The organism is Edaphosphingomonas fennica, from assembly GCF_003034225.1.
GTDB classification, from domain to species: domain Bacteria; phylum Pseudomonadota; class Alphaproteobacteria; order Sphingomonadales; family Sphingomonadaceae; genus Sphingomonas_E; species Sphingomonas_E fennica.
The window spans coordinates 134,699-157,783 of record NZ_PHHF01000035.1; the positions used below are offsets into that span (position 1 = coordinate 134,699).

A 23,085-nucleotide genomic window follows, 5' to 3' on the forward strand; every position below is an offset into this window, starting at 1 on the left:
CTTCAGGCCGCATAGGCGCGGATGAATATCTCCACCGCGTCGGCCACGTCCTCCTCGATCGCCTCGGGCAGCGATGCCGGCCCCACGCCCCACATCAGGCGCTGGTGGCAGCCGGATATGCACAGGCCGATGAGCCGGCGGGCCATGCGCAGCGAGTCGCCCGGCCGCAGCCAGCCGTTCGCGATGCAGCGTTCCAGATAGGCCGAAAGCAACCGCTGCGTCGCGCGCGGGGCGCGTTCGTAGAAGATGCGCCCTACCTCGGGAAAGCGCTGATGCTCGGCCTGCACCAGCCGGTGCAGCGCCAGCGCGTCGGGCGACGTCACCTTCTCCAGGAAATTGCGGCAGAAACGGGTGAGCGTTTCCCGCAGGTCGCCAGCCAAGTCGAGCGCATGTTCAAGATCGCGGCGATAGGCCACCGTCTGGTGATCGAGCACCGCCTCGAACAGCGCCTCCTTCGACGGGAAATAGCTCCACAAGGTTCCCTTGGACCCCCCGAGCGTCGCGGCGATGGCCGACATCGACGTCGCGGCATAGCCCTTTTCCAGGAAGGATCGGGCCGCCACGGCCAGGATCGTCTCCCGCCTGTCCTGCTTGCGCGCGTCGCGCCGGTCTTTGAGTGTCACCGCCGTCATAGTGAAATCGTACTATAGAGTACGGTTTTTGATTGACAAGGGCGATGGAGAGGCGGAAAGGCGCCGTACCAGCCAGTACGGTTCTTTATCCATGTCCTTGATTCGTCTTCTTCCAGCCTGCGCCGTGCCCTTGCTTGGCGGAACGGCGCTGCTGGCTGCCTGCGCGCCGGTTCCCGATCTCGGCGCCGCGCCGCGTCCGCTGGCGGCCGGCTCGATCGTGGCGACGCAGAGCTTCGCCGCCGGTGAGACCGCCTGGCCCCAGGCCGGATGGTGGCAGGCCTATGGCGATGCCCAGCTTTCCGCGCTGATCGACGAAGGTCTGAAGGGCGCGCCCGATCTCGCCGCCGCCGCCGCCCGCCTGCGCAAGGCCGATGCGCTCGCCCAGCAGGCCGGCGCCGCCCTCCTCCCCTCGCTCGATGCCAGCGCAAGCGGCGGCTGGGCGAAGCAGAGCTACAATAACGGCATCCCGCCCGCCTTCGTGCCGCGCGGCTGGCAGGATAATGGCCGCGCCGCGCTCGATCTCGGCCTCGATCTCGATCTGTGGGGCCGCAATCGCGCCGCGCTTCGGGCCGCGACATCGGATGCCGCCGCCGCGCGGATCGAGCTGGAGGAGGCGCGTCTCGTCCTCTCCACCAACATCGCCGCCGCTTATGCCGATCTCGCCCGGCTGTTCGCCGAACGGGACGTGCAGCAATCCGCGCTCCGGGTGCGCAGCGAAACGCTGGCGCTGGTCGCCAACCGCGTCGCCACGGGGCTCGACACGCAGGCCGAGCTCAAGCAGGCGGAGGCCGCCGTGCCCGCCGCCCGCGCCGATGTCGCCGCGACGGACGAAGCGATCGCGCTGACCCGCAATCGTCTGGCGGCGCTGATCGGCGCCGGCCCCGATCGCGGCCTCGCGATCGAGCGGCCCGCCACGCCGGCGCTCGGCGGACGCGGGCTACCCCCGGGCGTCACCACCGATCTCATCGGCCGCCGGCCCGATGTCGCCGCCGCCCGCGCGCGGGTCGAGGCGGCCGCCGCGCGCATCAAGGTGGCGCGGGCGGATTTCTACCCGGCGATCAATCTCTCGGCGATGATCGGGCTGCAATCGCTCGGCATCGACAATCTGGTGAAGAGCGGCTCCTCCATCGGCAGCGTCGGTCCCGCGATCAGCCTGCCGATCTTCCACGGCGGCGAGCTTGCCGGCCGCTACAAGGGCGCGCGCGCCGATTACGACCAGGCCGTCGCCAGCTATGACGGCAGCGTGGTGGAGGCCTATCATCAGGTCGCCGATGCCGTCACCAGCCAGCGGTCGCTGGCCGTGCGCCTCGATGAAACGCGCCGCGCGCTGGCCAGCTCGGAACAGGCCTATGCGGTCGCGCGCCAGCGCTATGAAGGGGGTCTTTCCACCTTCCTCGACGTTCTTTCCGCCGAAGACGCCGTGCTCCTGAACCGGCGGATCGTCGCCGATCTGGAGGCGCGCGCCTTCACGCTCGATGTAGCGCTGGTGCGCGCGCTCGGCGGCGGCTTTGCGACAAACGATATTATTGCCAAGGAAAATGACGATGGCTGAGGCCGATCCCCAGGACCTGCAGGCCCCCCGCGCAACCGGCGCCGCCCCCAGCGGCGGGCGGCCGGGCCTGCGCAAGCGCCTGCTCACCGGCCTCGCCGCGGTCGTCATCCTGGCGGGCGTCGGCTACGGCGTCTGGTATCTGCTGATCGGCAGCCGCCATGCCACCACCGACAATGCCTATGTGAACGCCGAGACCGCGCAGATCACCCCGCTGATCGCGGCGCAGGTGATCGAGGTCGCGGTGTCCGATACCCAGGCGGTGAAACGCGGCGACGTGCTCGTCCGGCTCGACGACAGCGATGCCCGCATCGCCGTCGCCGAGGCCGAGGCCGAGCTTGCCCGTGCCCAGCGCCAGTTCGGCCGGACGTCGGCCAGCAGCGAGGCACTCGCCGCGCAGGTCCGCGCCCGCCAGGCGGAGATCGAGCGCGCGCAGGCCGAGCTGGTCTCCGCCCGCGCCGCCTTCGCCAAGGCGCAGGTCGATTTCGATCGCCGGGCGAAGCTCGCTCCCAGCGGCGCCGTTTCGGGCGATGAGCTGACGAGCGCCACCAACGCGCTCGCCGCCGCCCGCGCCAATCTGGAAACCGCGCAGGCCGGCGTCGCCCAGGCCAATTCCACGCGCATCGCCGCCGCCGGCGATCTCGCCGCCAACGATGCGATCATCGCCGGCACCACCGTCAGCACAAATCCCGATGTCCGCGCCGCGCAGGCGAAGCTGGACAAGGCCCGCCTCGATCTTTCCCGCACGGTGATCCGCCCGCCGATCGACGGCATCGTCACCCGCCGTCAGGTCCAGCTCGGCCAACGGGTCGCCGCCGGCACGGTGGTGATGATGATTGTCCCCGTCGATCAGGCCTATGTCGACGCCAATTTCAAGGAAGGCCAGCTCAAGCATGTCCGCATCGGCCAGACGGCGGAGCTGACGTCCGACCTCTACGGCGACGGCGTCGTCTATCACGGCAAGGTCGTGGGCCTGGCCGGCGGCACGGGATCGTCCTTCGCGCTGATCCCGGCCCAGAACGCCACCGGCAACTGGATCAAGGTGGTGCAGCGCCTGCCGGTGCGCATCCAGCTCGATCCCAAGGAGCTTCGCGAGCATCCGCTGCGCGTCGGGCTTTCGATGGAAGTCGACGTCGATATCTCGAACCGCTGAGGGGGCCGTCCGCCATGGCCTCCGCAGCCCCCGCCGCCGGCCAGAGCGCCGAGCCGCTCCACGGCATCCGCCTCGTCATCGCCTGCATCACGCTGGCGGTCACCAACTTCATGGTGGTGCTCGATACCACCATCGCCAACGTCTCGGTGCCGCACATCGCCGGCGGCCTCGGCATATCGGCGAGCCAGGGCACCTGGGTCATCACCTCCTATGCGGTGGCGGAGGCGGTGTGCGTGCCGCTGACGGGGTGGCTCGCCCAGCGCTTCGGCGCGGTGCGCACCTTCGCCTTCGGCATGGTCGGCTTCGGCCTCTTCTCCTTCCTCTGCGGGGTTTCGACCACGCTCACCATGCTGGTCGCCTGCCGCGTCGGCCAGGGGCTGTGCGGCGGCCCGCTGATGCCGCTGTCGCAGACGCTGCTGCTGCGCATCTTCCCCAAGGAACAGCACGCCCAGGCCATGGGCATCTGGGCGATGACGACGGTGGTCGCCCCGATCCTCGGGCCGATCCTGGGCGGCACGATCAGCGACAACTGGTCCTGGCACTGGATCTTCTTCATCAACATCCCGGTGGCGCTGGGCTGCGCGGCGGGCGCGATGCTGGTGGTCCGCGTCGTCGAAACGCCGATCCGGCGCGTGCCGATCGACATGATCGGGCTCGCCCTCCTCGTCCTGTGGATCGGCGCGCTGCAGATCATGCTCGATCTCGGCCGCGAGCATGACTGGTTCTCCGACAGCTTCATTGTCGCGCTCGCCATCATTGCCGCCGTCGGCTTCGTCGCCTTCCTGATCTGGGAATTGACGGAGGCGAACCCCGTCGTCGATCTCCGCGTGTTCCGGCACCGGGGCTTCTCGGCCGCGGTCGTCACCACCGCCTTCGCCTTCGGCACCTTCTTCTCGACGATCGTGGTGATCCCGCAATGGCTGCAGGTGGGCCTCGGCTACACGGCCACCAAGGCGGGCTATGTGATGGCGTTCATGGGCGTCGCCGCCGTCGTCATGTCGCCGATCGTGGCGAAGCTCATCAGCAAGATCGATCCGCGCGCGCTGGTCTGCTTCGGCGTGGCGTGGCTGGGGATGACGTCGCTGCTGCGCGCCGGCTGGTCCACCGAGGCGGATTTCTGGACGCTCGCCATCCCGCAGATGGTGCAAGGCTTCGGCATGCCCTTCTTCTTCGTGGCGGTGACGACCCTGGCGCTCGGCGCGGTCAGGCCGGAGGAGACGGCATCCGCCGCCGGCCTGCTGAGCTTCCTGCGCACCATGTCCGGCGCGGTGGGCACCTCGATCGTCGCCACCGCCTGGGACGACAAGACGCGCGTCGCCCGCAGCGAAATCGTGTCCAGCCTCAACACCCAGTCGGTGTCGGACGCGCTATCCGCCCAGGGTTTCTCGCTGGATCAGGTCCGCGTGCTGATCGAACGGTCGGTGGAACAGCAGGCGCAGGCGCTGGCGACCACCCAGGTCTTCCTGGTCGCCAGCGCCATGTTCGCCTTCGCCGCCGCGATCATCTGGCTCAGCCCCCGCCCTCGCAAGGATGTGGATACCAGCGCCGCGCATTGACCCTATTTCAGCGCCGCCATGATCATCCGGTCGAACAGCCGGTCCGGCAGCACGCGGCGCAGGAACAGGAACGTCCCCGCATAAAGCCCGCCATGATAGCGGGCCCTGGGCCGCCGGGCCTTCAGCGCGCGGACGATCAGGTCGCTGATCACGCTGGGCGGGGGCTGCTTGCGGATGCGGGCCTGCAGCTCGCCGAAGCGCCTCGTCATCGCGGCATAGGCGCCGTCCGCCGAATAACGCTCGGCCTCCGCCGTGGCGATGCCGCTCCATTCGCTTTCGATGCCGCCCGGCTCGATCACGATCACGTCGATGCCGAAGCCGCGCACCTCGTTGCGCAGCGCATCCGAATAGGCTTCCAGCGCGAACTTTGATGCGTGATACCAGCCCCCCAGCGGCAGGGCGAAGCGGCCGCCGATCGAGGATATGTTGAATATCTTGCCGAAACGCCGTGCCCGCATGTGCGGCAGGCAAAGCTGGGTCAGCCGCGCCAGCCCGATGACGTTGGTTTCCATCTGGCGGCGCGCCTCGGCGATCGGCACATCCTCCAGCGCGCCATATTGGCCATAGCCGGCATTGTTGATGAGCACGTCGATCCGCCCCTGATCGGCAATGATCCGGTCGACGCCTGCCACCATCGTCGCATCGTCGGTCACGTCCATGGCGATGGCGATCCCGCCCGCCGCCGCGATCCCCCCCATGCGGTCGACCCGACGGGCCGCGCCATAGACGGTATAGCCTTCCGCGATCAGCCTGAGCGCGAAATCCAGCCCCATGCCGGAAGACGCGCCCGTCACCAGGGCCACGGGCTTGGTCGCAACGTTCATATTCCCCCCCACTTGATGCCATCGTCATCCGGCGGGGCGGAAGTTAGCCCGTGGGCGGCGGCCGCCGTCAAGCGCCGCTGCCGGCCGGATCAGCGGAGATAGACCGCCTCGAACCGCGCCAGCGGCGCCATCCGCGCGCGATTCAGGGTAAGATGATCGCCGTTCAGCGAATAATTGTCGGCCTGCCCGAGCACCCGGTGGAACGCCTGCTCCACGTCCATGCCCGACACGCAGGCCATCATCGTGGAGGCGACCTGCCCGAAGCTGATCCGCGATGCCGCCTCGTCCACCGTATAGGAGCCGCTGAAGCTGTTGCACCCGCCAAAGCCGTTCACGCGGCCGCCCTCGGCCTTCAGGATCAGATAGGGTTCGCGCTCCAGCCGGGGCACGGGCCGGCCGTTCAGTTCCACCAGTTTCCAGTAGGTCTCGGTCAGGTGCCCGGCCATCTTCTCCAGCCCATAGCGATCGGCAAGGCCGCCGGTGATCCTGGAACCGTCTCTCGCCAGCCGCGTGATCCGGTTCTCCCCCACGAAATAACGCGCCGGCCCGTCGCCTTCCAGCGTCACGACATTGCCGGCGTCGTTCCACTGGAACGCGCCCTCCCGGGTCAGGACCTTGCCGTCTCCCTTGCCCAGATATTTCACCTCCTCGCGGAAGCGCCCGTCCTGGCCCAGCGTCACCACGGTCTCGATCCCCTCGCAATCGGCGCAGGGCAGCACGCCGCGATAGGCGCCGGCCCAGTCCAGCGAATTGCGCGCATCATGCGCATCGGGCGGCGAAACCCCGGCCGGCCCCGCCTGCGGCGCGCAGCCGCCGGCCAGCAGGATGAGCGAAAGGGCAATCGCGGTGCCGATACGAACCTTCATGGTCCTTCTCCCCAACATCGCCGGACGGGCACGTCCCGCCTTCGCAGAACGGCATCCCACGCGATATTGTTCCGCCCCTGAAAGGGTCTTGGCCGTCGCCCCGGCCGGCATGTGCCTTTCCGTTGCGTCGCCCCCTCCGTCATTCCCGCGCAGGCGGGAATCCATTGTGTCGGGAGCTATCGACTCAATCGAGCCGACCGCATCTGTGAAACAGCTACGCTAACCTATGGCTCCCGCTTTCGCGGGAATGATGAATAAGGCCGGCGGAATATCCTCCCCCAAATGCGGCCTAACCCGTCTTACGGTCATAATGGGCGCGATGGCCCCGAATCAGCTCCAGATGCGCCCAGGCCCACTGGCCAAGCTGCTTCACCGGCTCGGCCAGGGATGTCCCAAGCTCGGTCAGCGAATATTCCACCTGCGGCGGCACGCTGTCCTGCACGCGGCGCGATACCATGCCGTCGCGTTCCAGCGCCTTCAGCGTGCGCGCCAGCATCTGCTGCGAAATGCCGTCCACCGCGCGCTTCAGCTCGTTGAAGCGGCGGGGCCGCTCGCGCAGCGTCATCACCACCAGCACCGTCCATTTGTCGCCGATCCGGCCCAGTATCTCGCTGATCATCCGGCAATCGCGATGCTCGATGTCCGGCGGCGGCTCGCTGGCCGGATGCCCGATGGCGGATGCAGTCCTATTCATGTGACCAGGTCCCAAAGATTTGCGTTCTTGGCAGCGCACAGGGGGTTCCATAACTGGATCAGGTCACAAATCCATACCGGAGATTATCGTGAACCTGCTCCACCTCGATTCCAGCATCCAGGGCGAACGCTCCGCCAGCCGCGCGCTCACCGCCGCGATCGTCGATCGCCTGCGCGCCGAAAATCCGGGCCTCGCCGTCGATTATCGCGATCTCGCCGCCGCGCCGCCGGCCCATCTCGACCTCGCCGATCTCGCGGAGGTGGCCGAAGGGGACGATCTCAAGGCATTCCTCGATGCCGACATCGTCGTGATCGGCGCGGGCATGTATAATTTCACCATCCCGAGCCAGCTCAAGGCGTGGATCGATCGCATCCTCGTGGCGGGGCAGACCTTCCGCTACGGCGCCAACGGGCCGGAGGGGCTGGCCGGCGGCAAGCGGGTAATCGTCGCCCTGTCGCGCGGCGGCCTCTACGGCCCCGGCTCCCCGGCCGCCGCCGCCGAGCATGCCGAAACCTATCTGCGCAGCGTGTTCGGCTTCATCGGTGTCACCGCGCTGGAAGTCATCGTCGCCGAAGGCCTTGCCATCAGTGAAGCGACGCGCACCGCCGCCATGGCCGCCGCGCTGGATCAGGCGGCCCTGATCGCAGCCTGACGGCAGGAGGCCCGCGATGCGACGCGACAGAAAAATCGTCTGGCACCCGGCCGGCATGGCGGCCATCGCGGGCAAGCGGGTGATCGTGGTGGGCGGCACGGGCGGCATCGGCCGCGCGATCAGCCGCCTGCTCGCCTCCCACGGCGCCGATGTCACGGTCGTCGGGCGGAGGTTCCGCGATGCCGACCGGCCGGGCATCGCCTTCGTCCCCGCCGATCTCGGCCTGATGGGTGAGGCCCGGCGCGTGGCGGAGGAGCTGCCGGCCGGAAATGCCGATATCCTGATCTTCACCACCGGCATCTTCGCCGCGCCGCACCGGCAGATGACGACGGACGGCATAGAGCGCGACCTGGCGGTCAGCTATCTCAACCGCTTCGTCATGCTGCGTTCGCTGGCACCCCGCCTCGGCCGCGATCGGCGGGATGCCGCGTTCCGCCCCCGGATATTCGTCATGGGCTATCCCGGCACGGGTGCGGCCGGCGATCCCGGCGATCTCAATGCCGAACGGCGATACACGGCCCTCGGCGCCCACAAGAACACCATCGCCGGCAACGAGATGCTGGTGATCAATCTGGCCCGCCGCTTTCCCGGCATCGGCAGCTTCGGGCTCAATCCAGGGCTGATCCGCACCGATATCCGCGGCAACCTGCTGGGCGAGAACAGCCTGCGCCACCGCATCGTCGAAACCCTGATCGGCCTGCTGGCGCCGGATGCCGACAGCTATGCGCGCCGGATCGCCCCGCTCCTCCTTTCGCCCGATCTCGAACGGTTCAACGGCGCGATGTTCGATCGCAAGGCCCGCGCGATCCTGCCCACGGCCGCGCTGACGCCGGACCATATCGATCGCTTCATGGCGGCGTCGGAACGGCTGGCGCAGCCGTGGCTTGAAGGCGCCTCGTCGCCCCGGCTTTGACATGAAATCGCTGCCGGCGCATGGCTATGCCGTGGGAAGTCAGGCGCAGGTTCTGGATCGGTGACGGGCCGGAAATTCACGATATTCGCGATCGTTCTGCTGTTCGCGGGCTCGCTCGCCCTCAACCTCTCGGGCGCGGTCGATCGCTGGAGCTGGCTGATCCCGCCGGCGATGATCGCGGGCTGGTATGCCGCGGATCTGATGTCCGGCCTGGTCCATATGTATATGGATTACCGGCCCTGCCGCCCCGGCATGGGGCTGGACCGGCTCTATTTCTACGAAGGATCGCGCGAGTCCGATCATTATCAGGCGCTGTTCCGGCAGACGATGGCCCAGCTCTCCCCGCTCGAGCGGCTGGTCTATGATTTCAAGAACCACCATCCCCGCCCCAACGCGCTCGGCCGGCGGACGATGTGGCGGCAGATCGGATCGACGGTGATCGCGGGCGCGCTGCCCGCCTCGATCCTGCTCAACATCCTGTGGCTGGCGCTGCCCGTGCCCGGCTGGGCGGTGGCGGGCGCGTTCACCTTCATCCTGGGCGGCACCTTCGCCCAATATTTCCACGGCACGCTGCACCGGGATCATAATCCGCCGGTGGTGCGGGCGATGCGGCGGCTGGGCCTGCTGATGACGCCCGCCGCCCACCAACTCCACCACGACACCCTCACCCGCGATTTCGCCACCAATTGCGGCTGGTCGAACCCGGTGGTGAACCTGATCTTCAACGCCGCCACCCGTCGCGGCCTGCTCACCCCGGCGGGGCTGGAACCCACGGCCTGAAGGCGCGCGCCGACGACGCGCGCGCCTTCAGTTCAGCTGCAATTGGCCCCGCCCGATCCCACGCGGCGGATGGTGCACTTGGCGCCGCCGGTGACGGTCGCATTGCCCGATCCGATCACGGATATGGCGGCGGTGGATCGCGCCGTCAGGTCGGCGTCGCCCGATCCCGCGATCGAGATGGAGGCGGTGTCCGCCTTCAGCCCCTGGCCCCGGATCGATCCCGATCCGTTGATCGATCCGCTCACCGTCCGCGTGCTGCCGGCCACCGTCAGATTGCCCGATCCGTTGACCGAAAGGTCCACCGTCTCGCCTTCCACGGCGCCCACGCCCAGATTGCCCGATCCCGCGATCGACGCCGCGAATTCCCTGGCCTTGGCGTGATCCACGGACATGTTGCCCGATCCGGCGACGGTCGCGCCGCGCAGCGCCGGCAGGGTCACGATGAAGCGGGCGCTGCCGCGCGTGTTGGAATTCCAGCCTTCCTTGCGGCGGGCGAGGCGCAGCTCGCCGTCGACCACGCTCACCTCCAGCCGGTCGAGCACCGCGCGATCGCCCTCGGCGCGCACCGACACGGCAGGCCCCACCCGTACCGTCACGTCGTCAGGCCCGCGCAACGCCACCCGATCGAAGCCGGCGGCGGAGAATTGCCGCACGTCGCGTCCGCCGCCGCCATTGTCGGCCGCGGCCGGTCCACCGGCGTTGCAGGCTGCGAGCAAGGCCGCGGGCAGGGCGATAAGGGCAAGGCGCATCGGTCGATCCTCCACTGTGTTATGCAAGCAATACACAGCTTGGCGGGCGGCCTCAAGCCCGTTCCGCCCCTTCCCGCTCACCGCACCCGGATGCGCGGATCGGCCGCATCCCGCCGCATCCGCTTCAGGAACTCGCCCAGGGGCGCCGGCTCCGCCACCTCCGGCTCGTCCGACCGCGGCGGATTGGCCCAGAAGTCCTTCCAGGACGGCCAGAGCGCGTGGAACGTCCCCTCATAGGGCTCCCGCCCCGGCCAGCGCATCTTCATGTCGCCGATCGGCGGCTTGTTCAGGTCGGTCGCATACCAGTAGCAGGGCAGCCGTCGCCGGAAATACCAGCGCCCGTCGATCCGTTCATAATTGTCCCAGTAGAGCATCTGCATGATCACCCATTCGGGGCCGGTCTCATGCTCGTTCTTGGAATAGACGACGCCATGTGCATGATCGGCATCGTCGAACTCGATCACATGGTTGCCGACATGATGGGACGTGCCCGTGAACTGCAGGCGAAGCGTATCGTCCAGCCACCGCTTCAGGTGGCTGCGACCCACCTTGTCGCGGCTCACGCGAATGTCGGGCGCAAACAGGTTCACGTGCGCGTCGAGATCGCGCATGTCGAGCGACAGGGAATAACGCGAAACGAGCTGACGGATCGCCTCGGTCGATTCGAGGCGGTCGATCCGGGTCTCGAGGTCTGTCATCATCCTGTATCTCCCGTCGTCTTTACGGCTTCCGGTTGCCGCGATCCCCTCGGCACGTCCAGCCCGGCGATGAAGGGCCGAAGGAACATGATTTGCTGAAGAGCCTCCAATCATCCCCCCGGATATTGTCGCTCATCCTTCTCGCCGGCTGCGTTGCGGGCGCGGCGATCGATGCCCATGCCGATGATTCCCCGCCGCCGACCAACTGGCGCGTCATCGCCACCAGCGCCGATCGCGAACGCCTGCGCGGATGGCGGACGGCCTGGATCAAGGCGCTGGACCAGGTCGCCGCCGCCGGCCAGTCGCAGCAGATCGCCCCATTGGGCGCGCTGATGCAGCCCGATGCGGCCCAGCCCGGCGCCACGCCGCCGGCCGGCGATTATGCCTGCCGCGTCTTCAAGCTCGGTTCCCGCCGCCCTGCCGGGCCCGTGGTCACGACCCTGCCGCCCTTCACCTGCCGCGTCGCGCAGGAAGGCGGCATCCTCAGCCTCACCAAGCTGGAAGGCGGGCAGAAGCCGGTGGGGCTGCTCTTTCCCCAGGATGGCAGCCGCATGATCTTCCTCGGCACGATGATGCTGGGGGACGAACGGCGCGCGCTGGAATATGGCCGCGATCCGGAACGCGACATGATCGGCGCCTTCGAACGGATCGGCGACCAGCGCTGGCGCCTCGTCCTGCCCTATCCGCGCTGGGAATCGCTGCTCGACGTGGTGGAGCTGGTTCCGAAGGCGCGCGGCTGATCGGGCCTATCGCCCCGCTTCGCGCCAGCGCGCGGTGAGCTTCTGCGCGGCGTCGAGATCGGGGAGGAAATCCACCTCCTGCCATTCCATGCCGTGGATCGATGTCGTGCTGACGATGCCGAGCGGGGCGAGCTGGTCGATCAGCTTCAGATACCAGCTCGATACGCCTTCCGGCCCGTGCATCAGCGTATCGACCGCATCGACGAACACCGCCGGCCCCTGCCCCCGGAAGGCGAGGAAGCCGATCGACTCCGCATTGCATTCGGTGATGGTCTTGCCGATGCGCAGCAGCCGGTCGCCGTCGCGCAGCACCTTCATGTCGTCATCGTCATAGGCCGGCTTCTCGTCCACCGTCACGGTGATCGGCGCGGTCGCATTGTCGATCACCCTGCGGACGATATCGGGGCCGATCAGCGTATCGCCGTTGAGGATCAGGAAATCCTCCTTCATCTCCTCGCGCGCCATCCACACCGATCCGGTATTGTCGGCGACATGGTAGAAGGGGTTGTAGAGCGTGCGCGCCCGCCGGTCAGGCCGGGCGGCGACCAGCGCGTCGACGAGATCGGAACGGAAACCGGTGACGATCACCGCCTCCTCCACGCCGGCGGAGAACAGCGCGTCGAGCTGCCATTCCAGCAGCGTCTTGCCCGAACAGTCGAGCAGGCATTTCGGCCGGTTCTCGGTGAGGGGCAGCAGGCGGGATCCCTTGCCCGCGCTCAGGATAACGGCCTTGCGGATGGTCATGATGCGCTCGCGCTGATGATGGGGACAGAATATGGCCCGCGCCTATCGCCCGCAATCGTGACTTTTCCGGGGCGGCGGCTATAAGCTCGGGCTTCCCGGCAGGCTGGCCGGCGGACAGGAAGGGCGGAGCGGCGGTGAACGAAACGGGCCAATGGACGGCGATCCTGCTCGCCGGGTCGCGGCCGGGCGGCGATCCCTTCGCCGAGGCTTATGGCGAACGCTTCAAGGCCCGCATCCCGATCGCGGGCGAGGCGATGATCGCCCGCATGGTGCGCACGCTGGCCGCCGTCGATCGCATCGGCCGCATCCTCATCCTCTCGCAGGAGCCCGAGGCGGTCGTCGCGGGCGATCTCGGCTGGATCGCCGATCACCCCAAGGTGCGGCTCCACGTCAGCGGCATGGGCATATCGCGCAGCATCGAGGCGGTCGCCGGCCGGCCGGAGGCGCCGTGGCCCGTGCTGATCGCCACCGCCGATCATCCGCTGCTGCTGCCCGCCGATGTCGATGCCTTCATCGATGGCGTGGGCGATACCGACGTGGCCGTGGCGATGGTGCCCGCCCGCGTGCTGCTGGCCGCCTATCCCGAGAACAAGCGCACCTGGCTGCGCTTCCGCGACGGCGGGTTCACCGGCGCCAACCTGTTCGCGCTCACCGGCCCGGCCGTGGCCCCGGCGCTGGAATTGTGGGCCGGCGCCGAACAGGACCGCAAGGCCGCACGCAAGCTGATGATGCGCTTCGGCCCCTGCCTCGCCCTCCGCGCGCTCACCCGCACGATCACGCTGGCCGATGCGCTGGCGACGGCGGGGCGCCGGCTCGGCTTCCGGGTGAAGCCGGTGCTGCTCGACCGCGCCGAAGCGGGCATCGATGTGGACAAGGCCAGCGACTATGATCTCGTCGCCGGCATCCTCGCGAAGCGCGAAGGGCAAAACTCCGCCGGCTGATCGCCGGCGCGCCCGATCATTTGTCGATCAGCAGGCTCAGATGCTCGACGCGCGGCGGCTTGGCGAAACACGGCCCGGCCAGCCGCCGCCATTCCAGGAAGGCATCCGAATTGCGGAAGCCCACCATATGCGCATCGACCGATTCCCACTGCACCAGCAGCCGGAAACGGTGCGGATGCTCCATCGATCGGGTCACCTTCATGCCCAGGCAGCCGGGTGTCCGCAGGAAATGGCCCGAAGCCTCCTCCAGCACCGATTCGAACGCGGCTTCCTTGCCGGGGAGGATATCGATTTCAGCAAGTTCGAGGATCATGCCCTCCCCTTAGCGCAGCGCCGCGCGCTAGGCGAGCGGCTTCGCGGAAGGCCGGCCATCGCCCTTTTCCAACGCCCCGTGGACTTGCGGTTTCGCCCGGCCGATGGGACCGGTAACATTGCTGTCATCAAACGATCGACGATTACCCGCGAGGGTCGCGGGGAAGCGCCCGCTCCATCCCGGACGGGCGCTTCCTTCACTCTATCCCGCGCTCATCGGCCGCGCAGCGCGCTCACCGTGATCCCCGGCCCGATCTGCTCGATATCGGTCTTGAGGTGGAGCAGCGCCACGCCCGGCTGTTCCTGCGCGCGCGCCAGCGCGGGCGCGAACGCCGCCGTCTCCGTCACCGTCTCCGCCCAGGCGCCATAGGCCCGCGCCAGCGCGGCGAAGTCCGGGTTCACCAGGTCGGTGCCGGAAATGCGGGAGGGGTAGCGCCGTTCCTGATGCATGCGGATGGTGCCGTAACTGCCATTGTCGATCACCAGCACCAGCAGCTTCAGGCCATATCGCACCGCCGTCGCCAGTTCCTGCCCGTTCATCAGGAAACAGCCGTCGCCGGCCAGCACCACCACCTGCCGCTCCGGCGCGCGCATCGCGGCGGCAACGCCCGCCGGCAGGCCGTAGCCCATGGCGCCAGCGGTCGGCGCAAGCTGGCTCACCGGGCCGGCATAGCGCCAGAAACGGTGCCACCAGCCGGAAAAATTGCCGGCGCCGTTGCAGATGATGCTGTCCGCCGGCAGCGCCTCGCGCATCGCCGTCACGCAGGCGCCGAGATCGAGCGTCGCGCTGCCGGGCGTGGGCGTGGACCATGCCAGCCATTCGACATGGGCATCCTTGCCGGTGGTGAAGCCGATGTCCCCGCTGCCGGCATCGTCGCGGACCATCCCGCCCAGGGCAGCGGCAAAGGCCGCCATTCCCGCGCAGACGGCAAGGTCCGCGCGATAGACATGGCCCAGCTCCGCCGGATCGGGATGGACATGGATCAGCTTCTGGCCGGGATGGTTCGGGGTGACGAGGGTATAGCCATCGGTGGTGGCCTCCCCCAGCCGGGGTCCGACGACCAGCAGCAGGTCCGCCTCCTTCACCCGCCGCACCAGCGCGGGGCTCGGCCCATAGCCCAGATTGCCGGCATAGACGGCGCAATCATTGGGCATCGCATCCTGCCGGCGGAACGCCACCGCGACGGGCAGGCCGATCGCCTCGGCCGCGCTGGCGAAGTCGCGCGCGGCCTTGCCGTTCCAGCCCGCGCCGCCGATGATCGCCACCGGATCGTTGGCCTCGGCCAGCAGGGCCTTCACCTGGGCCATCGTCTCCGCGCCCACCGCCTGCTGCGGCGGCTCCACGCGGGGCCGATCGACCGCGCCGACCAGATCGGTCAGCATGTCCTCCGGCAGCGCCAGCACCACCGGCCCCGGCCGGCCGGACATGGCGACCGCATAGGCGCGCGCGACATATTCGGGAATGCGCTCCGCATCGTCGATGCGGGAGGCCCATTTGGCGATGGGGGAGAACATCGCCGTGAAGTCGATCTCCTGGAAAGCCTCGCGGTCGCGGTCGCTGCGCGCGACGTCGCCGATGAACAGGATCATCGGCGTCGAATCCTGCATCGCCACATGCACGCCGATCGATGCGTTGGCGGCGCCGGGGCCGCGCGTGACGAAGGCGATGCCGGGCCGGCCGGTCATCGCACCGTCCGCCTCCGCCATGAAGCCGACGCCGCCTTCCTGCCGGGCGACGACCAGCTCGATCTCCGGCGTGTCGTGCAGGGCGTCGAGGACGGCCAGATAGGATTCGCCGGGCACGCAGAAGATGCGATCGCATCCCTGGGCGACGAGGGCGTCCACAAGGATCCGCCCGCCAGTGCGTTGATTGCTCATGATGCATCCATAACCCGCCCCGATCGGCGGAAAAAGGGACATCCCGCCTCCGCGTTTCCCGAGTGCGATTGCGTGGCGGACAATCGGGACAAGCTTCGATTGACGGCCATCCCCGCCTGCTTTTATCCCGCCGGCACAGAAGCGTTCAGGGGAGAGGAGAAGGCGTGGCCAACAAGATATATCCCGATGCTGCGGCGGCACTGGAAGGGCTGCTGTTCGATGGCATGACGATCGCGGCCGGGGGCTTCGGCCTGTGCGGCATCCCGGAACGGCTGATCGATGCGATCCAGGCTTCCGGCGTGAAGGGGCTCACCGTCGCCTCCAACAATGCCGGCATCGACAATGAAGGGCTCGGCAAGCTGCTGCGCACCCGCCAGATCGCCAAGATGATCTCCTCCTATGTGGGCGAGAACAAGGAGTTCGAGCGGCAGTATCTGGCCGGCGAGCTGGAGGTGGAATTCTGCCCCCAGGGCACGCTGGCGGAACGGATGCGCGCCGGCGGCGCCGGCATCCCCGGCTTCTACACCAAAACGGGCGTGGGCACGCTGGTGGCCGAAGGCAAGGAGCTGAAGGAGTTCGACGGCGAGACCTATGTGCTCGAACGCGGCATCCGCGCCGATCTTTCGATCATCAAGGGCTGGAAGGCCGACGAAGCCGGCAATCTCGTGTTCCGCAAGACGGCGCGCAACTTCAACCAGCCCGCGGCCACCTCCGGCAGGATCTGCGTGGCCGAGGTGGAGGAGATCGTGCCGGTCGGCAGCCTGGATGCGGACTGCATCCATCTGCCCGGCATCTATGTGAAGCGCCTGATCCTGGGCGCGCCCTATGACAAGAAGATCGAGTTCCGCACCGTGCGGACGCGGGAGGCGGCATGATGACGGAAGCAACCAAGGGCTGGACCCGCGACCAGATGGCGGCCCGCGCCGCGAAGGAATTGCAGGACGGCTTCTACGTCAATCTCGGTATCGGCATCCCGACGCTGGTGGCCAACCATGTGCCCGAAGGCGTGGAGGTGACGCTCCAGTCCGAAAACGGCATGCTCGGCATCGGCCCCTTCCCTTATGAGGACGAGGTGGACGCCGATCTGATCAACGCCGGCAAGCAGACGATCAGCCAGCTGCCGTCGTCCAGCTACTTTTCCTCGGCGGACAGCTTCGCGATGATCCGCGGCGGCCATATCGACCTTACCGTGCTGGGCGCGATGGAGGTTTCCGAAAGCGGGGACATCGCCAACTGGATGATCCCCGGCAAGATGATCAAGGGCATGGGCGGCGCGATGGATCTCGTCGCCGGCGTCAAGAAGATCATCGTGGTGATGGAGCATAACGCCAAGGACGGCAGCCCCAAGTTCATCCCCGCCTGCACCCTGCCGCTGACCGGCAAGAATGTGGTGGACATGGTCATCACCGATCTCGCGGTGTTCCAGCGGCCGGACCACAAGTCCCCCTTCCGGCTGATCGAGCTGGCGCCGGGCGTGACGGCGGAGGAAGTCGCCGCCAGGACGACGGCCCATTATCTGAGCTGACCCATTATCTGAACTGAGGCGCCGTCGCCCGTTCCAGCCACCGGCGCCGGAACGGGCGGCCGCCATCCGATCCGGCAGCGATCCCGCCCGGCGGCGGCGGCGCAATTTCGTCGCAAGATCGCGCGGAATTGCATCTTCGTCGCGCGCCTCTGGCCGATCCGCCCGCGATCGGGCCTTTCCCGCCCCACATCCCGCGAGCCCCACCTTCGGGGCTCCCGCCTTGTGGGGAGGCCGGATTGGCTACGATTGCTCTTGCTCGCCGGCGCCGATGGGCGCCGGAACATATCTTCTATACCGGCATCGCGGCGTCGATGCTGGTCGCCGTCTTCATCGGCTTCGCGCCGTCCTGGTTCCTGGTGCCGTTCAACGGCCGGCCGGCGCATGTCCTGTCGCCGACGCCGCTGGTGCACCTGCACGGCGCGGTCTTTTCGGCGTGGATGCTGCTGTTCGTGACGCAGACCGCGCTGGCCGGCGCCGGCCGCACCGATATCCACCGCCGACTCGGCATGCTGGGGCTGCCGCTGGTCATCGCGATGATCGTCATCGGCACCCTGACCGGGCTTCACGGCGTCGCCCGCGCCTCCGGCCCGCCGATCGTGCCGCCCTTGTCCTGGGCGGCGATCCCGCTGTTCGCCGTGCCCGGCTTCGGCGGCCTGATCCTCGCCGCCCTGTGGAAGCGCCGGGCGCCGCAGACTCACAAGCGGCTGATGGTGCTCGCGATGGTGCCGATGATGGGCGCCGCCTTCGGCCGCATGCCCTGGTTCGCCGGGCTCAGCGGGATCGTGCTGGTGCCGGCGCTCTACATCGTCCTCGTCGCTTTGTGGGACATGGCGACCATCCGCCGCATCCATCGCGCGACCCTGTGGGGCGGCCTCTATGCGCTGGCGGCGATGGTCCTGCCCATCCTGGTCTGGCAGACGGAAGCCTGGCTCGGCTTCGCGCGCTGGGCCGCCGCGCTCGTCGCCTGAAACGTCACGGGGCCGGGCGCGAAACCCGGCCCCGGATCGCGGCACGCGCCCCAAAGCGCGCCGCAACCCCTGTTTCCGCTCAGTCGTAATATTGCGCGGCGTAGCTACGGAACTTCATGATCGGGCCGTCGCCGGCGCACAGGCGCGGCTGGGTCAGGTGCTTCTTATAGTCCAGCACCTTCAGGTCCTGTTCCACCTCGAACACGAAGCGCTCGACGAAGGCCTTTCCGATCTGCTCCATCGCCTCGGCATTGCCATTGTCCTTCAGGTAGAGCCGGGCGGTTTCCACCATCCGCTCCTCGTCGATCGGCGTGAAGGAGATCACGAACAGCGCCGTGAAATGCACGCCGTGATAGATCTGGGTCAGCAGCGACAGCGCGGAAAGGTTCATCTCGAACGAGGAAATCGGCGTCTCCTCGCCGGCGTCTGGGTCCGTCACATATTGCAGGCGCAGCCCGTAATCCCTGGGCTCGTAATTGGTGATGTCGGGCAGCGAGGCCGCATTGTGGAGCTGCGTGATGTGCGCGGTGTCGAAGATGTTCTCCAGCATGTCGCGGAAGGGACAGCGCGTCTCCCAGCTCTTCACCGCATAGCGCACCCATTTGTCATCGCCGCGCAGCCCGCTCGAATCGAACGGCTCGAAGCTCGGCTTGCCGCCGGCCGGGTCGTGCCAGATCAGCACCATGCCGTCGGTCTCGCGCGTGGGGTGCAGCGTCAGCCGCACGCTCGCCGGCACCGGCACGTCGGTATAGGGGATATGCTCGACCTTGCCGGTCGCGCTGTCGAACTCCCATTTGTGGAAGGGGCAGGTGATCCGCCCGTCGCACAATTTGCCGTCATGGCTGGCGAGATGCGCGCCCAAATGCGGGCAATAGGCGTCGGCCGCCTGCGCCGCGCCGTCCTTCGTGCGGTAGATGATGAGCTGCTGGCCCAGCCAGCTCACCGGCAGCATCTTGTCGGCGGCCACATCCTCCGACTCGGCGATGCAATACCATCCGCGCGGATAGATGGTGTCGTGCGTCCGATAGCGCATCGGAATCGGGCTGATCGCATTCATTGGGCCTCTCCATTCTGTTTTCGGCAAAAGACATATCACGGGCCATATGATCGTCAATATTCCATACATATGTATGGTCTTGTCTTCGCCGCCGCGTCTGATAGCCAAGGTCCATGTCGATCGCGCCCAGCATCCAGGCCCGGCCCAGCCCGATCCCGCTTCGGGAACAGCAGCGCCGCGCCACCCGCGCGCGGATCGTCGATGCCGCGCTGGCGGTGTTCGAACGGCGCGGCATGGCGGCCGCCACGATCGAGGAGATATTGGGCGCGGCCGGCGTTTCCCGCGCCACCTTCTATGCCCATTTCACCGGCAAGCCCGATGTCGGCCGGGCGATCCTGGCGGACATGTGGGAGCGGGGAACCGGCCTCTACGTCCGCTTCGCCGAACTGCCGGACTGGTCGCGCCGCTCGATCCGCGGCTGGCTGGCGGAGGTCGGCGCCGCCTGGCGGGTCCATAATGACGGCATGCGCACCCTGCTGCGCGAAATGCTGGCCGAGATTTCGGCGGATTCAAGCGCGCACGAGGCCGCCTTCGTCGCCGCGCTGATCGGGGATGGCGCGCGCTGGTCGGCCTTCACCGCCGATGAGGCGCGGCGGCGCGCGCAATTGCTGATCTTCCAGCTCGAACGCGCGATGATGGCGGTCCACATCCAGGGCTGGGAAACGGATTTCGAAGGGCTGCTCGATACGCTCGCCGATATCTGGGTGGCGACGCTGCGATCGGAAGGCGCCTGACGGGAGCCCGGCCTTCCGCCCTTATTTATCGAAATAATTGTCCCATTTCCGGCGCTTCTTCTTGCCTGCCTGCCAGGCCGAACGGACGGTGAAGCCGAAGCCGGTCAGGAACAGCAGCAGGGCCATCGCCTTGGCGCGATTGTCGCCCCCCATCAGCAGCAGCACGATCAGCGCGGCGATCGAAAGCAGGCTGAAGACTCCCCAGGCGGCCACCACCAGGTTGCGCTGCAGGCGGGTGACGGCCCGGCGCGGCGACGCCGCCACCAATATCAGGGCCGCGAACAGCATGATGCCCGCGACGATCGGGCTTACCGTATACTGGGCCAGGCCAAAGCCGAAATAGGCCGCCGCCAGCAGCCCGACGATCAAGGCAAAGAGGCGAGGTAAAGCCACGTTTTCCCCTTGCTACAGGTCCGCTCGATATCCTGCGTATCGTCTCTTTGCGATCCGGTCAAAGCACAACCATTTCGTCCCCGTCCCGCATTGGTGCGCCCCGCATTTCGCGTAAAAGCAGGGGAGGCGATTTGGTTTCACGCCTCCGCAACGATCGCGGATTCTTGCGGCAGAACGGCACCGATCAGGAACTCCACATTGCCTTCGGGGCCGGTGATCGGGCTGGGCGTGATTCCGGCCACATTCCAGCCACGTGCGGTCAGCCAGTCGGCCACCTCGCGGCACACCCGTTCGTGCACGTCCGGGTCGCGGACCACGCCGCCCTTGCCCACCTCGCCGCGCCCCGCCTCGAACTGCGGCTTGATCAGCGCGATCAGGTGCGCGCCGGGGCGAGCGAAGCCCAGCGCGGCATCGAGCACCTTGGCCAGCGAGATGAAGCTCGCGTCGCAGACGATGACGTCCACCGCCTCCGGCACATGTTCGGCCGTCAGGTTGCGGGCGTTGGTGCGCTCATGCACCACCACGCGCGGGTCCTGGCGCAGCTTCCAGGCAAGCTGGTTGGTGCCCGAATCGACCGCATAGACCCGCGCCGCGCCGTTGGTCAGCAGCACGTCCGTGAAGCCGCCGGTGGAGGAGCCGACGTCGATCGCGATCGCGCCTGCCACATTCCAGCCAAAATGTTGAAGCCCATGGGCCAGCTTGACGCCGCCGCGCGACACCCAGGGATGGTCGCGGCCCTTCACCTCCAGCGCCGCATCGGGCTTCAGCGCCTGCCCCGCTTTTTCCACTTTTCGGTCAGCCACATAGACCAGACCTGCCAGGATCAGCGCCTGCGCCCGCGCCCGACTTTCCGCCAGCCCGCGTTCCACCAGCAGCTGATCCGCCCGGATATTCTTCGTCATGGCGCCGTCCATGGCTGATCGGATTGCCGCAATAAAGCCATAATTGAGCGCCGCCCCTCTTGTTGACTGCAACGATAGAGATATCCTCCTCCCCAGCGAATCGCTTCGGGGGAGCTTCTTCCCGGTGCGGACAGGATCGGGAGACGACGCATGGTGCAGGCAATCTCCGAATTCAGCGGCCGGCGGCCGCTGGTGCTCACGGTTCCCGGCCTCAATGGTTCAGGCCCCGCGCATTGGCAATCGCTGTGGGAACAGAGTCGCGGCGATGTCGTGCGGGTGGAGCTGGGCATGTGGGATACGCCGCGCCGCAACCCCTGGGTCACCAAGCTCGATCAGGCGATCCGGTCCGCCGAACAGCCCGTGCTGCTCGCCGCCCACAGCCTCGGCTGCCTCGCCGTGGCGTGGTGGGCGGAACTGGCCGGGCAGCCCTGGGGCTGGCCGGTCGCCGGCGCGCTGCTGGTGGCGCCGCCCGATGTCGACCGTCGCGACATGCCCGCCGAGGTCGCGGGATTCGCGCCCACGCCCCGGTGCAGCCTGCCCTTCCCCTCGATCGTCGTCGTCAGCGAGGACGATCCCTATTCCTCCGTCCAGCGCGGCTTCGATATGGCGCGGGACTGGGGCAGCCATTTCGTCAATATCGGTGCCTGCGGCCACATCAACGCCGCCAGCGGCATCGGCCTGTGGCAAGAAGGGCAACGCCTGCTCGATCGGCTGATCGGCACGGCGGAAGGGCCGATGGCGCAGGGCGCCGGCCTGAACGAGATCCTCGCGTCGCTGACGCATGAGGAGGCCGGGCTGCGGACGATCTGAGCAGCCGTCCGCAACCCGGCCCAACCCATCAGGCTTCGTTTACGGAAAGGGAGCCGCTCGATCCCAGTATATAGGGCTTCACCGTCGCCGGGCGGTTCGCATAGGCCGGCCGGCGCGCGGCGCGCAGCCGGGTCTTGGCGATCTCGGTAAAGCATACCCGGTCGGACTGGTTGCCGCCCAGCACATGATAGCTGCGCGCGCTTTCACCGACATAAAGCGCCACATGCCCGCCCTCGGGCCGCACAAAGGTCAGCACGTCGCCCAGCATCGGCTGGCCCGCCTCGACGCCGAATTTTCCCCAATTCAGCGCCCAGAGCGGCCCGGACACCGGCTGCCGGGCCGCCCGCTTGGCGACGATCGCCATGAACAGCCCGCACCACGGCACCGCATCGGCGGTATAGACGCTGGCGACGGCGGGGTCGGCCAGCTCCCGCACCCATTGCATGATCACGGGATTGTTGCCCGGCCCCGGCTGCTCGCGCGTGTCGAGCAGCTTCAGCGCCTCCCGCAGCATGCGCGGCAAGGGATCGAGGCGTTCGAGGAATCGGTAAAGTTGAGGAAGTTGAGGCATCGGGATCGCTCCTTCTCCGGCTTCAAAACCGGAGAAGGCGATCATCCAGGCGATAAGCGCGCGGACCTTGCGCGATTATAGCGATTCCAGCCGTGTAGGACAGCCTTTCGGCCATGCGGCCCGGAAAAGCGCTTTCAGGCGCGGGCCTCCTGCGACACGCCGCCGCTATTTTTTCTGAGGGCTGCGAGGACGGTTGCGGTGATGGCGTTGTGGTCGAGGCCGGCCTGTTCGTACTGGCGCTCGGGCTTGTCCTGATCCTGGAAGATGTCGGGCAGGCGCATGGTGCGCAGCTTCAGGCCGCCGTCGATCAACCCGGCGTCGGAGGCCAGCGTCAGCACATGCGCACCGAGGCCGCCGATCGCGCCTTCCTCGATGGTGACCGCCACCTCATGGGTGGACAGCAGCCGGCGGATCAGCGCCTCGTCCAGCGGCTTGGCGAAGCGC

At 67.8% G+C, this 23,085-nt stretch carries 27 protein-coding genes; 13 read left to right on the plus strand and 14 right to left on the minus strand.

Features of this window, described 5'->3' with window-relative positions; all coding sequences use genetic code 11:
- Positions 1-2: 2 nt before the first annotated feature.
- Complete coding sequence (locus CV103_RS08460; protein ID WP_107394631.1) at positions 3-632, minus strand: TetR/AcrR family transcriptional regulator; 630 nt, start codon at positions 630-632, stop codon at positions 3-5.
- A gap of 91 nt (positions 633-723) precedes the next feature.
- Here CV103_RS08460 and CV103_RS08465 point away from each other — a divergent pair, with 91 nt between their 5' ends.
- Genes CV103_RS08465 through CV103_RS08475 form a run of 3 tightly spaced genes read left to right on the plus strand, consistent with a single transcriptional unit; the run spans position 724 to position 4,890 of the window.
- Positions 724-2,184: an efflux transporter outer membrane subunit gene (locus CV103_RS08465; RefSeq protein ID WP_107394632.1), complete on the plus strand. Its 1,461-nt coding sequence runs from the start codon at positions 724-726 to the stop codon at positions 2,182-2,184.
- Complete coding sequence (locus CV103_RS08470; RefSeq protein ID WP_107394656.1) at positions 2,177-3,334, plus strand: HlyD family secretion protein; 1,158 nt, start codon at positions 2,177-2,179, stop codon at positions 3,332-3,334. The genes CV103_RS08465 and CV103_RS08470 overlap by 8 nt, the downstream gene beginning before the upstream one ends.
- Positions 3,335-3,348: 14 nt before the next feature.
- Entirely contained in the window at positions 3,349-4,890 is a 1,542-nt protein-coding gene (locus CV103_RS08475; RefSeq protein WP_015459524.1) for a DHA2 family efflux MFS transporter permease subunit, read from the plus strand.
- A 2-nt stretch (positions 4,891-4,892) separates the two neighbouring features.
- On the opposite strand, the gene CV103_RS08480 is transcribed toward CV103_RS08475, so the two are convergent.
- From CV103_RS08480 to CV103_RS08490, 3 genes are all read right to left on the minus strand, one after another.
- Positions 4,893-5,714: an oxidoreductase gene (locus CV103_RS08480; protein ID WP_015459523.1), complete on the minus strand. Its 822-nt coding sequence runs from the start codon at positions 5,712-5,714 to the stop codon at positions 4,893-4,895.
- A gap of 89 nt (positions 5,715-5,803) precedes the next feature.
- The gene (locus CV103_RS08485) at positions 5,804-6,580 is read right to left on the minus strand and encodes an META domain-containing protein (RefSeq protein WP_107394633.1); all 777 of its coding nucleotides are present in this window, start codon (positions 6,578-6,580) and stop codon (positions 5,804-5,806) included.
- Between the two features lie 289 nt (positions 6,581-6,869).
- A complete protein-coding gene (locus CV103_RS08490; protein ID WP_015459521.1) occupies positions 6,870-7,274 on the minus strand; it encodes a winged helix-turn-helix transcriptional regulator in 405 nt (134 codons plus the stop codon).
- Positions 7,275-7,362: 88 nt separating this feature from the next.
- On the opposite strand from CV103_RS08490, the gene CV103_RS08495 reads away from it, so the two are divergent.
- The 3 genes from CV103_RS08495 to CV103_RS08505 are packed head-to-tail and all read left to right on the plus strand — an operon-like array spanning position 7,363 to position 9,619.
- A complete protein-coding gene (locus CV103_RS08495) occupies positions 7,363-7,926 on the plus strand; it encodes an FMN-dependent NADH-azoreductase (protein ID WP_107394634.1) in 564 nt (187 codons plus the stop codon).
- A gap of 16 nt (positions 7,927-7,942) precedes the next feature.
- Complete coding sequence (locus tag CV103_RS08500) at positions 7,943-8,839, plus strand: SDR family NAD(P)-dependent oxidoreductase (protein WP_107394635.1); 897 nt, start codon at positions 7,943-7,945, stop codon at positions 8,837-8,839.
- Positions 8,840-8,899: 60 nt separating this feature from the next.
- Complete coding sequence (locus CV103_RS08505) at positions 8,900-9,619, plus strand: fatty acid desaturase CarF family protein (protein WP_107394636.1); 720 nt, start codon at positions 8,900-8,902, stop codon at positions 9,617-9,619.
- 32 nt (positions 9,620-9,651) lie between these two features.
- On the opposite strand, the gene CV103_RS08510 is transcribed toward CV103_RS08505, so the two are convergent.
- The gene (locus tag CV103_RS08510; RefSeq protein WP_015459517.1) at positions 9,652-10,368 is read right to left on the minus strand and encodes a head GIN domain-containing protein; all 717 of its coding nucleotides are present in this window, start codon (positions 10,366-10,368) and stop codon (positions 9,652-9,654) included.
- Positions 10,369-10,445: 77 nt separating this feature from the next.
- Positions 10,446-11,069, minus strand: a complete 624-nt coding sequence (locus CV103_RS08515; RefSeq protein WP_107394637.1) for a nuclear transport factor 2 family protein — start codon at positions 11,067-11,069, stop codon at positions 10,446-10,448.
- A gap of 89 nt (positions 11,070-11,158) precedes the next feature.
- Between CV103_RS08515 and CV103_RS08520 the strand changes: the two genes are divergently transcribed.
- Positions 11,159-11,806: a DUF4893 domain-containing protein gene (locus CV103_RS08520; protein WP_236626787.1), complete on the plus strand. Its 648-nt coding sequence runs from the start codon at positions 11,159-11,161 to the stop codon at positions 11,804-11,806.
- A gap of 6 nt (positions 11,807-11,812) precedes the next feature.
- On the opposite strand, the gene CV103_RS08525 is transcribed toward CV103_RS08520, so the two are convergent.
- The gene (locus CV103_RS08525; protein ID WP_015459514.1) at positions 11,813-12,550 is read right to left on the minus strand and encodes a phosphocholine cytidylyltransferase family protein; all 738 of its coding nucleotides are present in this window, start codon (positions 12,548-12,550) and stop codon (positions 11,813-11,815) included.
- Positions 12,551-12,684: 134 nt separating this feature from the next.
- Between CV103_RS08525 and CV103_RS08530 the strand changes: the two genes are divergently transcribed.
- On the plus strand, positions 12,685-13,491 hold the full coding sequence (locus CV103_RS08530; protein ID WP_070932737.1) for an NTP transferase domain-containing protein: 807 nt from the start codon (positions 12,685-12,687) through the stop codon (positions 13,489-13,491).
- A gap of 16 nt (positions 13,492-13,507) precedes the next feature.
- On the opposite strand, the gene CV103_RS08535 is transcribed toward CV103_RS08530, so the two are convergent.
- Positions 13,508-13,804, minus strand: coding sequence for an antibiotic biosynthesis monooxygenase family protein (locus tag CV103_RS08535; protein ID WP_015459512.1), 297 nt, complete (start codon positions 13,802-13,804; stop codon positions 13,508-13,510).
- Positions 13,805-14,016: 212 nt separating this feature from the next.
- Positions 14,017-15,681: a thiamine pyrophosphate-binding protein gene (locus tag CV103_RS08540; RefSeq protein ID WP_107394658.1), complete on the minus strand. Its 1,665-nt coding sequence runs from the start codon at positions 15,679-15,681 to the stop codon at positions 14,017-14,019.
- A 164-nt stretch (positions 15,682-15,845) separates the two neighbouring features.
- Here CV103_RS08540 and CV103_RS08545 point away from each other — a divergent pair, with 164 nt between their 5' ends.
- From CV103_RS08545 to CV103_RS08555, 3 genes are all read left to right on the plus strand, one after another.
- The gene (locus CV103_RS08545) at positions 15,846-16,556 is read left to right on the plus strand and encodes a CoA transferase subunit A (protein WP_015459510.1); all 711 of its coding nucleotides are present in this window, start codon (positions 15,846-15,848) and stop codon (positions 16,554-16,556) included.
- A complete protein-coding gene (locus tag CV103_RS08550) occupies positions 16,556-17,206 on the plus strand; it encodes a 3-oxoacid CoA-transferase subunit B (RefSeq protein ID WP_041865433.1) in 651 nt (216 codons plus the stop codon). The genes CV103_RS08545 and CV103_RS08550 overlap by 1 nt, the downstream gene beginning before the upstream one ends.
- A 236-nt stretch (positions 17,207-17,442) precedes the next feature.
- Positions 17,443-18,174, plus strand: coding sequence for a hypothetical protein (locus tag CV103_RS08555; RefSeq protein WP_107394638.1), 732 nt, complete (start codon positions 17,443-17,445; stop codon positions 18,172-18,174).
- Positions 18,175-18,253: 79 nt separating this feature from the next.
- On the opposite strand, the gene CV103_RS08560 is transcribed toward CV103_RS08555, so the two are convergent.
- Positions 18,254-19,231, minus strand: a complete 978-nt coding sequence (locus CV103_RS08560; protein WP_107394639.1) for a Rieske 2Fe-2S domain-containing protein — start codon at positions 19,229-19,231, stop codon at positions 18,254-18,256.
- A 113-nt stretch (positions 19,232-19,344) separates the two neighbouring features.
- Between CV103_RS08560 and CV103_RS08565 the strand changes: the two genes are divergently transcribed.
- A complete protein-coding gene (locus CV103_RS08565; protein ID WP_070932735.1) occupies positions 19,345-19,965 on the plus strand; it encodes a TetR/AcrR family transcriptional regulator in 621 nt (206 codons plus the stop codon).
- Between the two features lie 21 nt (positions 19,966-19,986).
- On the opposite strand, the gene CV103_RS08570 is transcribed toward CV103_RS08565, so the two are convergent.
- Together CV103_RS08570 and CV103_RS08575 are read right to left on the minus strand one after the other, a co-directional pair.
- Positions 19,987-20,358 carry a hypothetical protein gene (locus CV103_RS08570; protein ID WP_236626786.1) on the minus strand — a complete coding sequence of 124 codons (372 nt, stop codon included), beginning with the start codon at positions 20,356-20,358 and terminating at the stop codon, positions 19,987-19,989.
- Positions 20,359-20,495: 137 nt separating this feature from the next.
- A complete protein-coding gene (locus CV103_RS08575; RefSeq protein WP_015459504.1) occupies positions 20,496-21,260 on the minus strand; it encodes a TlyA family RNA methyltransferase in 765 nt (254 codons plus the stop codon).
- Positions 21,261-21,410: 150 nt separating this feature from the next.
- Between CV103_RS08575 and CV103_RS08580 the strand changes: the two genes are divergently transcribed.
- A complete protein-coding gene (locus tag CV103_RS08580) occupies positions 21,411-22,070 on the plus strand; it encodes an RBBP9/YdeN family alpha/beta hydrolase (protein ID WP_015459503.1) in 660 nt (219 codons plus the stop codon).
- A gap of 28 nt (positions 22,071-22,098) precedes the next feature.
- Here the strand turns inward: CV103_RS08580 and CV103_RS08585 are convergent, their stop codons facing one another.
- Both CV103_RS08585 and CV103_RS08590 read right to left on the minus strand, forming a co-directional pair.
- Positions 22,099-22,641, minus strand: coding sequence for a TIGR02594 family protein (locus tag CV103_RS08585; protein ID WP_070935496.1), 543 nt, complete (start codon positions 22,639-22,641; stop codon positions 22,099-22,101).
- Between the two features lie 134 nt (positions 22,642-22,775).
- Positions 22,776-23,085 (minus strand): transketolase C-terminal domain-containing protein (locus CV103_RS08590; RefSeq protein ID WP_281258469.1); only part of this gene is annotated, 310 nt, incomplete at its 5' end.

Coding starts and splice junctions, on each gene's coding strand:
- CV103_RS08460 (WP_107394631.1), bottom strand. CDS start 632: ATGACGGCGGTGACACTCAAAGACCGGCGCGACGCGCGCAAGCAGGAC.
- CV103_RS08465 (WP_107394632.1), top strand. CDS start 724: ATGTCCTTGATTCGTCTTCTTCCAGCCTGCGCCGTGCCCTTGCTTGGC.
- CV103_RS08470 (WP_107394656.1), top strand. CDS start 2,177: ATGGCTGAGGCCGATCCCCAGGACCTGCAGGCCCCCCGCGCAACCGGC.
- CV103_RS08475 (WP_015459524.1), top strand. CDS start 3,349: ATGGCCTCCGCAGCCCCCGCCGCCGGCCAGAGCGCCGAGCCGCTCCAC.
- CV103_RS08480 (WP_015459523.1), bottom strand. CDS start 5,714: ATGAACGTTGCGACCAAGCCCGTGGCCCTGGTGACGGGCGCGTCTTCC.
- CV103_RS08485 (WP_107394633.1), bottom strand. CDS start 6,580: ATGAAGGTTCGTATCGGCACCGCGATTGCCCTTTCGCTCATCCTGCTG.
- CV103_RS08490 (WP_015459521.1), bottom strand. CDS start 7,274: ATGAATAGGACTGCATCCGCCATCGGGCATCCGGCCAGCGAGCCGCCG.
- CV103_RS08500 (WP_107394635.1), top strand. CDS start 7,943: ATGCGACGCGACAGAAAAATCGTCTGGCACCCGGCCGGCATGGCGGCC.
- CV103_RS08510 (WP_015459517.1), bottom strand. CDS start 10,368: ATGCGCCTTGCCCTTATCGCCCTGCCCGCGGCCTTGCTCGCAGCCTGC.
- CV103_RS08515 (WP_107394637.1), bottom strand. CDS start 11,069: ATGATGACAGACCTCGAGACCCGGATCGACCGCCTCGAATCGACCGAG.
- CV103_RS08525 (WP_015459514.1), bottom strand. CDS start 12,550: ATGACCATCCGCAAGGCCGTTATCCTGAGCGCGGGCAAGGGATCCCGC.
- CV103_RS08535 (WP_015459512.1), bottom strand. CDS start 13,804: ATGATCCTCGAACTTGCTGAAATCGATATCCTCCCCGGCAAGGAAGCC.
- CV103_RS08540 (WP_107394658.1), bottom strand. CDS start 15,681: ATGAGCAATCAACGCACTGGCGGGCGGATCCTTGTGGACGCCCTCGTC.
- CV103_RS08550 (WP_041865433.1), top strand. CDS start 16,556: ATGACGGAAGCAACCAAGGGCTGGACCCGCGACCAGATGGCGGCCCGC.
- CV103_RS08560 (WP_107394639.1), bottom strand. CDS start 19,231: ATGAATGCGATCAGCCCGATTCCGATGCGCTATCGGACGCACGACACC.
- CV103_RS08565 (WP_070932735.1), top strand. CDS start 19,345: ATGTCGATCGCGCCCAGCATCCAGGCCCGGCCCAGCCCGATCCCGCTT.
- CV103_RS08575 (WP_015459504.1), bottom strand. CDS start 21,260: ATGACGAAGAATATCCGGGCGGATCAGCTGCTGGTGGAACGCGGGCTG.
- CV103_RS08580 (WP_015459503.1), top strand. CDS start 21,411: ATGGTGCAGGCAATCTCCGAATTCAGCGGCCGGCGGCCGCTGGTGCTC.
- CV103_RS08585 (WP_070935496.1), bottom strand. CDS start 22,641: ATGCCTCAACTTCCTCAACTTTACCGATTCCTCGAACGCCTCGATCCC.